Source organism: Streptomyces sp. NPDC060035 (assembly GCF_042736635.1).
Classification (GTDB): Bacteria; Actinomycetota; Actinomycetes; order Streptomycetales; family Streptomycetaceae; genus Streptomyces.
The window spans coordinates 1-12,621 of sequence record NZ_JBHWVO010000043.1 but is presented as its reverse complement, the minus strand read 5'-3'; the positions used below and the strand labels follow the sequence as shown (position 1 = coordinate 12,621).

Genomic DNA, 12,621 nt, shown 5'->3' with positions numbered 1-12,621 from the left:
GTGCGCCCGCTGATATCAGGTACCACTGATGTGTGAAAGTATCAGTCCATGATGACATCAGCCACTACTGATCTGATCCGGGTTCTCGCCGACCCGCTCAGGCTGCAGATCGTGACCCTGCTCGCCCACGAGACCCTGTGCACCTCCCACCTCGTGGAGGAGACGGGTGCCCGGCAGACGAATCTCTCCAACCACCTGAAGGTCCTGCGCGAGGCCGGTGTGGTGGAGACGGAGCCGTGCGGCCGGTTCACGTACTACTCGCTGCGGACCGAGGTCATCGAGGCGCTCGCCGGTTCCTTCGGCGAGCTGGCCGCCACCGCGCGTGCGACGGCCGGGACCGGCCGGAAGCGGGCCTGCTGATGTCCACGTCCGAACAGGGCACCGCCTCACCGGCGCGGACGCCCGCACCGGACGGCGGCAGCGGCTCGATCGTCGCCGGGCTGTCCACGCTCGACCGGTTCCTGGCCGTGTGGATCCTCGTCGCCATGGCTCTCGGTCTGGGGCTCGGCCGGCTGGTCCCCGGGCTGAACGACGCGCTCGCGAAGGTCGAGATCGGCGGTGTCTCGCTGCCGATCGCCGTCGGCCTGCTGATCATGATGTATCCGGTGCTGGCCAAGGTCCGGTACGACAGACTCGATGCCGTCACCGGGGACCGCAGACTCATGGTCTCGTCGCTGGTCATCAACTGGATCGTCGGCCCGGCCGTCATGTTCGCGCTGGCCTGGATCTTCCTGCCCGACCTGCCCGAGTACCGCACCGGTCTGATCATCGTCGGGCTGGCCCGCTGTATCGCCATGGTCATCATCTGGAACGACCTGGCCTGCGGCGACCGCGAGGCCGCCGCCGTGCTCGTCGCCCTCAACTCCGTCTTCCAGGTCATCGCCTTCGGCGTGCTGGGATGGTTCTACCTCGACCTGCTGCCCGGATGGCTGGGTCTCGGCGACGGCGACAAGCTCGACATCTCGATGGGGAAGATCGCCCTCAACGTCGTTGTCTTCCTCGGTGTGCCGCTGCTCGCGGGTTTCCTCACCCGCCGCATCGGCGAGAAGCGGATGGGGCGCGACACCTATGAGGCGGCGTTCCTGCCGAAGATCGGCCCCTGGGCGCTGTACGGGCTGCTCTTCACGATCGTCGTCCTCTTCGCGCTGCAGGGGAGGACGATCACCTCGCAGCCGCTGGACGTGGTCCGGATCGCCCTCCCGCTGCTGGTCTACTTCGCCCTGATGTGGTTCGGCACGTTCCTGCTGGGCAAGGCCATCGGCCTGAGCTACGACCGCACCGCGACGCTCGCGTTCACGGCAGCCGGCAACAACTTCGAGCTGGCGATCGCCGTCGCCGTCGCCACCTTCGGCGTCACGTCCGGTCAGGCGCTGTCGGGCGTGGTCGGCCCGCTGATCGAGGTCCCGGTACTGATCGCGTTGGTGTACGTGTCACTGGCCTGGCGGCAAAAATTCGCCCCCGCGGCCCTCGTCGCCGCTGGTGAGAAGGGCTGACGAGGCGCGCTACGCCTCCGGCGGGCCGGTCCGTTGCAGGCGTGCGCGGAGTGTCCCGGCGAATTCCTCGGCGCGTGCCAGCTGCGTCCGCAGCCTGACCACCTGCTCGGCCGCGGCGCGCTCGTAGGTGCGTACCCGTTCCACGAGCGCGTCGCGCTCGGCCGCCGTGAGGTCCTCGTCACGATCGAGGCGACCGATCGCTTCCAGCAGGTCCCGCATCTCCTCCAGGGTGAAGCCGAGAGGCTTCATCCGGCGAATGACCATCAGCCGGGCGACATCGGTTTCGGTGTACAGGCGGAACCCGCCCCGGGAGCGCGCCGAGGGGACCACGAGCCCCGATTCCTCGTAGTGCCGGATCGTGCGCAGCGACAGTTCGGTACGCGCGGCGACCTCGCCGATCTGCATGTGCGCGCTGCTCACGCGGAGTGCCCTTCTCGCCTCTCGCCGCGGCCGGGAGCGGACGGCGTTCCGATCTCTACCCTAACGTTAGGGTAGAGTTGCTCAGCTCCCAGGCGCCGGGACGGGGCCGAGGATGCCCCCGGCGACGTCGTGTGCCGGCGGAGCATGTGTGCCGACGCAGCCGCTCGCCGCGAAAACTCCGCCCCGGTAACAGCCATCGGTGCTGCTGCCCCGGCAACAGCTATCGGCGCTGCTGCCCCCGAAACTTCCGTCCGCCGTCGCGGACGATCCGCGGAAAGCCGTCCGGGCTCCGCGGTCCACGCATGTCCCACGGTGCTGCCGGACGTGCCCGAGTACGACAGGTGTCGCTCCCCTTGCCCTCTTCCGTACTTTCCGCGGCCGGCCTGCTGCGTGGTCACCGCCCGTCCTGGCTGTCCCCGAAGGTCTTCCGTACGGAGGCACTGGCAGGTCTCGTCGTGGGCCTGGCGCTGATTCCCGAGGCGATCTCGTTCTCGATCATCGCCGGTGTCGACCCCGCGGTCGGTCTGTTCGCCTCGTTCACCATGGCCGTCGTCATCTCCTTCGTCGGCGGCAGGCCCGCGATGATCTCCGCCGCGACGGGCGCGGTGGCGCTGGTCATCGCCCCGCTCAACCGCGAGCACGGCTTCGGCTATCTGGTCGCGGGCGTCATCCTGGGCGGTCTCTTCCAGATCGTCCTCGGGGCGCTCGGCGTCGCCAGGCTGCTGCGGTTCGTGCCCCGCAGCGTGATGGTCGGCTTCGTCAACGCGCTGGCCATCCTCGTCTTCATGGGGCAGATCTCCGAGATCAGCGATGTCCCCTGGCCCGTGTATCCGCTGGTCATCGGCGGGCTGGCGATGATGGTGCTCTTCCCTAGGATCACCAGGGCGGTCCCGGCCCCGTTGGTCTCCATCATCATCCTGACCGTGATCACCGTCGCGGCCGGCATCGCCGTCCCGACGGTCGGTGACAACGGCGAGCTGCCCTCGTCGCTGCCCGTGCCGGGCCTGCCGGACGTGCCCTTCACCCTGGACACGCTGACCACGATCGCTCCCTACGCGCTGGCCATGGCGCTGGTCGGCCTGATGGAGTCGCTGATGACGGCGAAGCTGGTCGACGAGATCACCGACACCCGCTCCAGCAAGACCCGCGAGTCCATCGGCCAGGGCGTCGCCAACATCGTGACCGGGTTCTTCGGCGGCATGGGCGGGTGCGCGATGATCGGCCAGACCATGATCAACGTAAAGGTCTCGGGCGCCCGTACCCGGCTGTCCACGTTCCTCGCCGGCACGTTCCTGATGGTGCTGTGCATCGCTTTCGGGCCGGTCGTCTCCGACATCCCGATGGCGGCCCTCGTCGCGGTCATGGTCATGGTGTGCTTCGCGACCTTCGACTGGCACTCCATCGCGCCCAGGACCCTCAAGCGGATGCCCGCCGGTGAGATCACGGTCATGGTCATCACGGTGGTCTGTGTGGTCGCCACGGAGAACCTCGCGGTCGGCGTCATCGTCGGTTCGGTCACCGCGATGGTCATCTTCGCCAAGCGGGTCGCCCACCTCGCCGACGTCACCGCGGTCACCGACCCGGACGGCAGCCGGGTCGTCTACTTCGTCACCGGTGCGCTCTTCTTCGCGTCGTCCAACGACCTGGTCGGGCGGTTCGCCTACGCCGACGACCCCGACAGGGTCGTCATCGACCTGACCGCCGCGCACATCTGGGACGCCTCCTCGGTGGCGAGCCTGGACGCCATCACCACCACGTACGAACAGCGCGGGAAGAGCGTGGAGATCATCGGGCTCAACGAACCGAGCGCACGCATCCACAGCTCACTCAGCGGCGAACTCACCGGCGGCCACTGACGTCTCAGCTCGCGGTGGTGGGCAGCATCTGCCCCGTCGCGGCCGGTACGGAGGGCTCGGCGCGGCGGTGGACCCAGGTGCCGCGCCGCTCGAAGGAGAGCAGGCCGGCCTCCTTGGGCTTCGTTCCCGGAACCCTCATGTGGCTCGGCGGGACCTGGCGCTGTCCGTTGCGCCGGACCTCGTGACGGCGGACGTGGGGCCGGCTGTCTCCTGCTGAGGAGGGATGCCCGGCGCCTCCGGCACCGGAGGAGGGCCGCCCATGGCCGACGAAACCGCGGCTCAGGGCCAGACCAGGCAGTACGCCTGGTGCCCCGCGTCATGCAGCCGGTGGGAGAAGTCCTGCCACTCGTGGAGCAGCTGGTACACGTTGAACGCGTCGCGCGGGCCGCCGCGGTCCGGGACCGTGGACCAGATGAAGGCCGCCGCGCCGACCGACTCCTCGCCCACTTCCCGCAGCGGGTCGACGACCGTCATCGGAAGCTTGACCACCGCGTAGTCGGGGTGGAGCACGACCAGTTCCAGCGGGGGGACCTTGTTGAGGGGTATGCCCTGTATGCCGGTGAGGACCATGGCCGCCACCGTCTCGGGCTTGATCTTGCTGAACATGCCGCCCATGCCCAGCTCGTCGCCGCCCAGCTCCTCCGGGCGCATCGAAATGGGCACGCGTGCGGCAGTGGCGCCGTCGGGGGCACCGAAGTACTTGTAGGTCACCCCCACCAGTCCACTGCTCCTGCTCCCGGGACTCCCGGCGTTGTCCGCCCGGGGGTCCCGTACACCTTCGGCCTCACGCCGGTGCCGCCCTCGCCGGGCAGGCTCGGGCCCCAGGTCGTCGGTCCCTTCGCCCACTCCGCCACCGCGATGCATATCTCATCCACCCGACTACTTCTTAGGAGACACAGCCCCCGCCGCGCAACCCGATCATCGTGTCAGTGACCTCCCCCACGAGCGTGCGGTGAAACACCTGTCCGCAAGACCGTCGGTGCCTCTGACACCATGGCATGTGTGAGCTTTCCCTATGACGCCCCAGTTTCGCAGACGCGAGGAGACTGAAGCCCTTTCGTTGTACGAGCCTCATACGGGGAGAGCACGCTCCCTGCTCACCGGTGGCCGAGAATTCCGGCCAGGCCCCCCGAACTTCGAATCGCAGATCAGGACCAAAGTGGCGTATTCATACGAAGCCCCAGTTTCGCAGACGCTTTTCGACCGCGCGTCCCTCGTGACGCCCGGCGGCGTGAACTCTCCCGTGCGTGCCTTCCGGGCCGTGGGCGGTACGCCCCGGTTCATGGTGTCCGGTACGGGTCCGTACCTCACCGACGCCGACGGCCGCGAGTACGTCGACCTCGTGTGCTCGTGGGGGCCGATGATCCTCGGCCACTCCCACCCCGAGGTCATCGCGGCCGTCCAGGACGCGGTCGCCCGTGGCACCTCGTTCGGTACTCCCGGTGAGGGCGAGGTCGCCCTCGCCGAGGAGATCGTGGCCCGGATCGAACCCGTGGAGCAGGTGCGACTGGTGTCGTCGGGCACCGAGGCGACGATGTCCGCGATCCGGCTCGCCCGTGGATTCACGGGGCGCGCGAAGATCGTGAAGTTCGCCGGGTGCTACCACGGGCACGTCGACGCACTGCTGGCCGCCGCCGGTTCCGGGGTCGCCACCTTCGGCCTTCCCGACACACCCGGTGTCACGGGTGCCCAGGCGGGCGACACGATCGTGCTCCCGTACAACGACCTGGAGGCGGTACGCGCCGCGTTCGCCGCACAGCCGGGCGAGATCGCGTGTGTGATCACCGAGGCGTCTCCGGGCAACATGGGTGTCGTACCGCCGCTGGACGGCTTCAACGCCGGGCTGAAGGAGATCTGCGCCGCCAACGGCGCGCTGTACATCTCCGACGAGGTGATGACGGGATTCCGTACGTCCAGGGCCGGCTGGTACGGCATCGACGGGGTGCGGCCCGACCTGATGACCTTCGGCAAGGTCATGGGCGGCGGTTTCCCGGCCGCGGCCTTCGGCGGCCGTGCCGATGTGATGGCGCACCTGGCCCCCGTCGGCCCGGTCTACCAGGCGGGCACCCTCTCGGGGAACCCGGTCGCCACCGCCGCCGGCCTCGCCCAGCTGCGGCTGCTCGACGACGCGGCGTACACGAAGGTCGACGCGGTCTCCGCGGAGCTCCGCGCCCTGGTGGGGGAGGCGCTCACCAAGGAGGGTGTCGCGCACACCGTGTCGGCGGCGAGCAACATGTTCTCCGTCTTCTTCACCGACGAGCCCGTACGCAACTACGAGGACGCGAAGAAGCAGGAAGCTTTCCGCTTCACGGCCTTCTTCCACTCGATGCTGGAGCAGGGCGTCTACCTGCCGCCCTCCGCGTTCGAGTCCTGGTTCGTCTCCACCGCCCACGACGCGCAGGCAGTCGAGCGGATCGCCGCAGCCCTGCCCGCCGCCGCACGTGCCGCATCGGAGGCCACCGCATGAGCGAGACCAGCGCGCGCAGCAAGGACATCACCGTCGTCCACCTGATGCGCCACGGTGAGGTGCACAACCCGGAGGGCGTGCTCTACGGGCGGCGCCCCGGCTACAGCCTCTCCGACCTCGGCCGCCGGATGGCCGACCGGGTCGCCGAGCACCTGGACAAGCGCGACATCACCCATGTCGTCGCCTCGCCGCTGGAGCGCGCCCAGGAGACGGCCATGCCGATCGCCAAGTCGCACGGTGTGGACCTGGCCACCGACGAGCGGCTCATCGAGGCGGCCAACGTCTTCGAGGGCAAGACGTTCGGGGTCGGTGACGGGGCGCTGCGCAAGCCGGACAACTGGAAGCACCTCACCAATCCGTTCAAGCCGTCCTGGGGTGAGCCGTACATCGAGCAGGTCGTACGGATGATGGGTGCCCTGGACGCGGCGCGCGATGCCGCCCGCGGGCGCGAGGCGGTGTGCGTCAGCCATCAGCTGCCGATCTGGATCGTGCGGAGCTTCGTGGAGCGGCGCAGGCTGTGGCACGACCCGCGCAAGCGGCAGTGCACGCTGGCCTCGCTCACCAGCTTCACGTACCAGGGCGACAGCATCGTCTCCGTCGGGTACACCGAGCCGGCCAGGGATCTGGTGCCCGCGCATCTGCTCGCGGGAGCGAAGCCGGTGAAGGGGAAGTCCAAGGCGTTCGGGGCATAGGGCCCGGTACGACCCCGGCGTCGCCCCTTCGCGGCCGCGTTATGTGCAGCACCTGTAAGGGTCTGATCACGTAACAACTTTTGTGATTATCGGTGGAACCGTCGTGTTGCTTTCCTCATCTAAGCCTTCGCCAGTTTGTATGGGCTTGAGGTAAAACGACCGCAGATGGGGACGCCATGCGTGAGATCAACCGAAGGGACCTGCTCGGGGCGGGGCTCGGCGCCGCAGCCGCACTCTCCATGGCCGGCTGCGGCACCCTCGGCCCGTCGGACGGCGGACGTTCCGGTCCCGAGAAGATTCCCAAAGGCGACAAGGGAACGCACGGGAACGGCGGAGGTTCTCCCAAGAACAACATCAGGCTCATCGGTGACGGTTCCACCGCCGATACCGGAAAGCAGCCGAATCAGCCCGCCACCCCCGTCCCGCTCGAACCCGGCCAGAAACCGCCGCAGTTCGTGATTTTTTCCTGGGACGGGGCCGGTGAGGTCGGCAACGGTCTCTTCCCCCGCTTTCTCGAAATCGCCAAGGAACACGACGCAGGGATGACCTTCTTCCTCTCCGGGCTGTATGTCCTGCCCGAGTCGAAGAAGTCCCTGTACCGCCCGCCCAACAATCCCAGGGGCGCCTCCGACATCGGTTACCTCACCGACGATCACGTCAAGCAGACCCTCACGAACGTCCGCCGGGCCTGGCTCGACGGGCACGAGATCGGTACGCACTTCAACGGGCATTTCTGCGGTGGTTCGGGATCCGTCGGCAACTGGTCGGCCGAACAATGGCAGAGTGAAATCGATCAGGCGATCTCCTTCGTCACCGAATGGCGGACGAACACCGGCTGGACAGACCTCGATCCGCTGCCGTTCGACTACCGGAAGGAACTCGTCGGCGCCCGCACCCCCTGTCTGCTCGGTCAGGACAATCTCCTGCCGGCCGCGAAACAGCTGGGCTGGCGCTACGACGCGAGCTCGCCCGGCGGCCGGCAGATGTGGCCGGAGAAACGCCAGGGCATCTGGGACCTTCCGCTGCAGGGCGTGCCATTCCCCGGTCACAGCTTCGAAGTTCTCTCCATGGACTACAACATCCTCGCCAACCAGTCGATGAATTCGACCAACGGAATGCCGTCGCGCTATCCGGGCTGGCGCACCCAGGCCACCGGCGCCTACCTTGCCGGTTTCGAGCGCGCCTACGAGACGAACCGTGCGCCTTTCTACATCGGAAACCACTTCGAGGAGTGGAACGGCGGTATCTATATGGACGCCGTCGAGGAAGTGATCAAAACGATCGCGGACAAGCCGGATGTGCGTCTCGTCTCCTTCCGGCAGTTCGTCGACTGGCTCGACGTACAGGACCCGGCAGTGCTTGCGAAGCTTCGTACCCTCGAGGTCGGCCAGTCGCCGGACGGCGGCTGGAACACCTTCTTTAAACAGGCCTGACAAGGGGCTTTACGGGCATCGAGGGGGGCGCGGAAGATCCCTGGAACTGCCATGCGAAACTTTTCACATGAGCTCTGGCCGTGCACCCCGACGCCGCTTCACCCTGCTCGCCGCCACAGCAGTGGCCGGTGCACTGACTCTGTCCGCATGCAGCGACGACGGCACCGAGGCCGGTGGTGGCGGCAACACGAACTTCGTCACCGGCAGCGGCGGTATTTCCACCGTGGCCAAGGGTGAACGCACAAACGCACCGAAGCTCGACGGCACGACCCTGGACGGCAAGGCTCTCGACCTCGCCGACTACAAGGGCAAGGTTGTCGTCCTGAACGTCTGGGGATCCTGGTGCGCCCCCTGCCGCGCCGAGGCCAAACACTTCGCGAAGGTCGCCGAGGAAACCGAGGACCAGGGCGTCCAGTTCGTCGGGATCAACACCCGGGACGCCCAGAAGGCCGCCGCGATCAACTTCGAGCAGGACTACGGCGTCACCTACCCGAGCCTCTTCGACCCGACCGGAAAGCTTCTCCTCCGCTTCCCCAAGGGCACCCTGAACCCGAAGGCCATCCCGTCGACCGTGGTCGTGGACCGGGACGGGAAGATCGCCGCCCGCACGCTCGCCGCGCTCGACGCCGAGAAGCTGCGCGAGATGATCGACCCGCTGATCGCGGAGAAGTGACCCCGTGCTCCAGCTCGCCGCGAACACCGGAATGAACGAGACGGTCTTCAGCGGGGCCCTTCTGGTCGCCCTGCCCATCGCCCTTCTCGGCGGACTCGTCTCCTTCTTCTCGCCGTGCGTCCTGCCGCTCGTGCCCGGCTACCTCAGTTACGTCACCGGGGTCAGCGGCACCGATCTGGCGGAAGCCCGGCGTGGCCGGATCGTCGCCGGCGCCTCGCTCTTCGTCCTCGGTTTCACCGCGGTCTTCGTCTCCGGCGGCGCGCTCTTCGGTTACTTCGGCGACCGGCTCCAGGAACACGGCGAGGTGCTCTCCAAGGTCCTCGGCGTGCTGATGATCCTGATGGGGATCTTCTTCATGGGGCTGATGCCGTGGATGACGCAGCGGGAGTTCCGCATCCACAGGAGGCCGGTGACCGGACTGATGGGCGCGCCGGTGCTCGGTGCCCTCTTCGGGATCGGCTGGACCCCGTGTCTCGGTCCGACGCTCACCTCGGTCAGCATGCTCGCGATCGACCAGGGGACCGCCGGGCGCGGGGCGATACTCACCGTGGCGTACTGTCTCGGACTCGGTATCCCCTTCGTGCTGGCAGCGGTCGCCTTCCGTAAGGCACTCGGCGCGTTCGGCTGGGTCAAGCGCCACTACGCATGGGTCATGCGCATCGGCGGCGGCATGATGATCGCGACCGGCGTGCTCCTGCTGACGGGCGCCTGGGACGTGCTCATGCAGGAGATGCAGGTCTGGTCCAACGGCTTCACTGTGGGGATCTGAGTCCATGAGCAACACGAACACCAGGGAAGAGCGCGACCTCGGCGAGGCCGGAGCGCAGCTCTCCACCGCCCCGCGCGAAGAGTCCGCCTCCTCCGTACCCGCGATGGGCGTCATCGGCTGGGTCCGCTGGTTCTGGCGGCAGCTCACCTCGATGCGGGTCGCCCTGATCCTCCTCTTCCTGCTGTCGCTCGGAGCCATCCCCGGCTCGCTGATCCCGCAGAACAGCGTGGACGAGCTGAAGGTGCAGACCTTCAAGGAAGCCCACACCACGGTCACCCCGCTCTACGAGGCGCTGCAGTTCTTCGACGTCTACAGCTCGGTGTGGTTCTCCGCGATCTACATCCTGCTGTTCGTCTCCCTCGTCGGCTGCATCGTGCCGCGCACGGGCCAGTTCGTCGGCCAGCTGCGCGGCCGCCCGCCCGGCGCCCCGAAGAAGCTGACCCGGCTGCCCGCGTACACCACCTGGCGCACCGATGCCGAACCCGAGCAGGTCCGCGAGGCCGCCCTCGCCATCCTGCGCAAGCGCCGCTTCCGTTCGCATACGGTGGCTGACGCCGTCGCCGCGGAGAAGGGCTATCTGCGCGAGGCCGGGAACCTGATGTTCCATATCGCGCTGATCGTCATGCTGGTCTCCTTCGCCGGAGGACAGCTCTTCAAGTCCGAGGGCGGCAAGCTCGTCGTCGAGGACGACGGCTTCTCCAACACGCTCACCCAGTACGACAACTTCAAGTCCGGTTCGCTCTTCGACACCGACGAGCTCGCCCCGTTCAGCTTCACGCTGGACGACTTCGTCGGTACGTACGAGCGCAGTGGCCCCCAGCGCGGCACGCCCCGGACCTACGAGGCCCGCGTGACGTACTCGGAGGGCACGGACGGTGCGCCGAAGAAGAAGGTCATCGAGGTCAACAAGCCGCTCGTCGTGGACGGCACCAAGGTCTACCTGAACGCGCACGGCTACGCCCCGGTGATCTCCGTCAAGGACGGCAAGGGCAAGGAGGTCTACAGGACCGCCGTGCCGTTGCTGCCCATCGACAACAACGTCACATCGACCGGTGCGATCAAGGTGATGGACGGTTACCGCGGCGCCGACGGCAGGAAGACCCAGCTGGGCTTCCAGGCCTTCTTCGTCCCGACGTTCGCGGGTGACGGCCAGGGCACGATGTTCTCCCAGTTCCCCGGTGCCGACTACCCGGTCCTCGCGCTCAACGGCTACTACGGCAGCCTGGGTGTCGACTCGGGACTGCCGCAGAACGTGTACCAGCTCGACACGTCCGAGATGAAGGAATTCAAGGACAGCAACGGGGACAAGCTCAAGCAGCGGCTGCGTCCCGGCGAGACCATGAAGCTGCCCGGCGGGGCGGGCTCGGTCACCTTCGAGAGCGTCGAGGAATGGGCCAGCTTCCAGATCTCGCGCCAGCCCGCCAGCGGCTGGGCACTGACCGGCGCCATCGCCGCCATCGCCGGACTCGCCGGATCTCTCTTCATCCAGCGGCGCCGGGTGTGGGTGAAGGCCGTACGGGGAACGGACGGCGTCACCGTGGTCGAGATGGCCGGCCTGGGCCGCAGCGAGTCCGCGCGACTTCCCGAGGAGCTGGCCGGTCTCGCGGTCGCGCTCAACACCGTGGCGCCCACGGCACCCGATCCCGATCCTGAGACCGAACAACCTTCCGAAGAACCTGCCGAAGGGGCTGAGAAGTGAGTCTCGCCGCCGCAACCAACGAGAATCTGGCGAACATCAGCAACACGCTGATCTATTCGTCGATGGCCGTCTACACCCTGGCCTTCTTCGCACACATCGCGGAGTGGGTGTTCGGCAGCCGCAGCAAGGTCGGCCGGACGGCCGCCGCGCTGACCGGGCCCGCCATCGCCGATTCCACGGTGAAGGTCCAGGTCGCGCAGAACGCCGGCGGCACAGCCGTGCTGGAGCGCCCCAGGATCGTCACCCGCTCCGCAGCGGGCACCCGGGATGTCCCGGACGGCCCCGGAGCGGCGGGCGGCACGTTCAAGGGCGACCTCTGGGGACGGATCGCGGTCTCCCTGACCGTGGTGGCCTTCGCCGTCCAGGCCGGCGGGGTCGTCGCCCGGGCCGCGTCGGTGCAGCGCGCCCCCTGGGGCAACATGTACGAGTTCTCGATCACCTTCTCCACCGTGGCGGTCGGCGCCTACCTCGTCCTGCTGGCACTGAGGAAGAACGTCCGCTGGATCGGGCTGCTGCTGATCACCACGGTCCTGCTGGACCTCGGCATCGCCACCACGACGCTCTACACGGACAGCGACCAGCTCGTGCCCGCGCTGCACTCCTACTGGCTGTGGATCCACGTCTCCACCGCCATCATCTGCGGTGCCGTCTTCTACCTCGGCGCCGTGGGCACGCTGCTCTACCTGTTCCGCGACAGCTACGAGAACAAGCTCGCGGGCGGCGGGACGCCCGGCAGGTTCGCGAGCTCGGTGCTGGAACGGCTGCCCTCGGCGAAGTCCCTGGACACCTTCTCGTACCGCATCAACGCGGCCGTCTTCCCGCTGTGGACGTTCACGATCATCGCGGGTGCGATCTGGGCGGGCGACGCCTGGGGCCGCTACTGGGGCTGGGACCCCAAGGAGGTCTGGTCCTTCATCACCTGGGTCGCGTACGCCTGCTACCTGCACGCCCGCGCGACCGCCGGCTGGAAGGGCCGCAAGGCCGCCTACCTGGCGCTGATCGCCTTCGGCTGCTGGCTCTTCAACTACTACGGCGTCAACATCTTCGTCACCGGCAAGCACTCCTACGCCGGAGTCTGAGCACAGCACGGAGGAAGGGCGCGGTCCGCACCTGCGGACC

The 12,621-nt window shown here is 67.8% G+C and carries 12 protein-coding genes and 1 pseudogene; 10 read left to right on the top strand and 3 right to left on the bottom strand.

Annotated elements, in window-relative coordinates; all coding sequences use genetic code 11:
• Positions 1-48: 48 nt before the first annotated feature.
• Positions 49-360, top strand: coding sequence for an ArsR/SmtB family transcription factor (locus ACFWBQ_RS35990; RefSeq protein ID WP_385507399.1), 312 nt, complete (start codon positions 49-51; stop codon positions 358-360).
• Positions 360-1,493, top strand: a complete 1,134-nt coding sequence (gene arsB, locus ACFWBQ_RS35985) for an ACR3 family arsenite efflux transporter (RefSeq protein WP_385507397.1) — start codon at positions 360-362, stop codon at positions 1,491-1,493. The genes ACFWBQ_RS35990 and arsB overlap by 1 nt, the downstream gene beginning before the upstream one ends.
• Before the next feature lie 9 nt (positions 1,494-1,502).
• Here arsB and ACFWBQ_RS35980 read toward each other — a convergent pair whose 3' ends face one another.
• Positions 1,503-1,913, bottom strand: a complete 411-nt coding sequence (locus tag ACFWBQ_RS35980; RefSeq protein ID WP_385507395.1) for a MerR family transcriptional regulator — start codon at positions 1,911-1,913, stop codon at positions 1,503-1,505.
• A gap of 353 nt (positions 1,914-2,266) precedes the next feature.
• Between ACFWBQ_RS35980 and ACFWBQ_RS35975 the strand changes: the two genes are divergently transcribed.
• Positions 2,267-3,769 (top strand): SulP family inorganic anion transporter, encoded by a 1,503-nt coding sequence (locus ACFWBQ_RS35975; RefSeq protein WP_385507393.1) that lies wholly within the window; start codon positions 2,267-2,269, stop codon positions 3,767-3,769.
• Between the two features lie 4 nt (positions 3,770-3,773).
• Here ACFWBQ_RS35975 and ACFWBQ_RS35970 read toward each other — a convergent pair.
• Both ACFWBQ_RS35970 and ACFWBQ_RS35965 read right to left on the bottom strand, forming a co-directional pair.
• A pseudogene (locus ACFWBQ_RS35970) lies at positions 3,774-3,890 on the bottom strand (ArsR family transcriptional regulator); the annotation flags it as partial.
• Between the two features lie 158 nt (positions 3,891-4,048).
• A complete protein-coding gene (locus ACFWBQ_RS35965; protein ID WP_385507392.1) occupies positions 4,049-4,633 on the bottom strand; it encodes a hypothetical protein in 585 nt (194 codons plus the stop codon).
• A 295-nt stretch (positions 4,634-4,928) separates the two neighbouring features.
• Between ACFWBQ_RS35965 and hemL the strand changes: the two genes are divergently transcribed.
• From hemL to ccsB, 7 genes are all read left to right on the top strand, one after another.
• On the top strand, positions 4,929-6,236 hold the full coding sequence (gene hemL, locus ACFWBQ_RS35960; RefSeq protein WP_385507390.1) for a glutamate-1-semialdehyde 2,1-aminomutase: 1,308 nt from the start codon (positions 4,929-4,931) through the stop codon (positions 6,234-6,236).
• On the top strand, positions 6,233-6,928 hold the full coding sequence (locus ACFWBQ_RS35955; RefSeq protein WP_385507389.1) for a histidine phosphatase family protein: 696 nt from the start codon (positions 6,233-6,235) through the stop codon (positions 6,926-6,928). Before hemL ends, ACFWBQ_RS35955 begins: the two co-directional genes overlap by 4 nt.
• 176 nt (positions 6,929-7,104) lie before the next feature.
• Positions 7,105-8,361 (top strand): hypothetical protein, encoded by a 1,257-nt coding sequence (locus ACFWBQ_RS35950; RefSeq protein WP_385507386.1) that lies wholly within the window; start codon positions 7,105-7,107, stop codon positions 8,359-8,361.
• Between the two features lie 67 nt (positions 8,362-8,428).
• Complete coding sequence (locus ACFWBQ_RS35945) at positions 8,429-9,034, top strand: TlpA family protein disulfide reductase (protein ID WP_385507383.1); 606 nt, start codon at positions 8,429-8,431, stop codon at positions 9,032-9,034.
• Positions 9,035-9,065: 31 nt separating this feature from the next.
• The gene (locus tag ACFWBQ_RS35940; RefSeq protein WP_385507479.1) at positions 9,066-9,803 is read left to right on the top strand and encodes a cytochrome c biogenesis CcdA family protein; all 738 of its coding nucleotides are present in this window, start codon (positions 9,066-9,068) and stop codon (positions 9,801-9,803) included.
• A 4-nt stretch (positions 9,804-9,807) separates the two neighbouring features.
• On the top strand, positions 9,808-11,502 hold the full coding sequence (locus ACFWBQ_RS35935; protein ID WP_385507381.1) for a cytochrome c biogenesis protein ResB: 1,695 nt from the start codon (positions 9,808-9,810) through the stop codon (positions 11,500-11,502).
• Entirely contained in the window at positions 11,499-12,581 is a 1,083-nt protein-coding gene (gene ccsB, locus ACFWBQ_RS35930) for a c-type cytochrome biogenesis protein CcsB (RefSeq protein ID WP_385507378.1), read from the top strand. Before ACFWBQ_RS35935 ends, ccsB begins: the two co-directional genes overlap by 4 nt.
• Positions 12,582-12,621 lie beyond the last annotated feature (40 nt).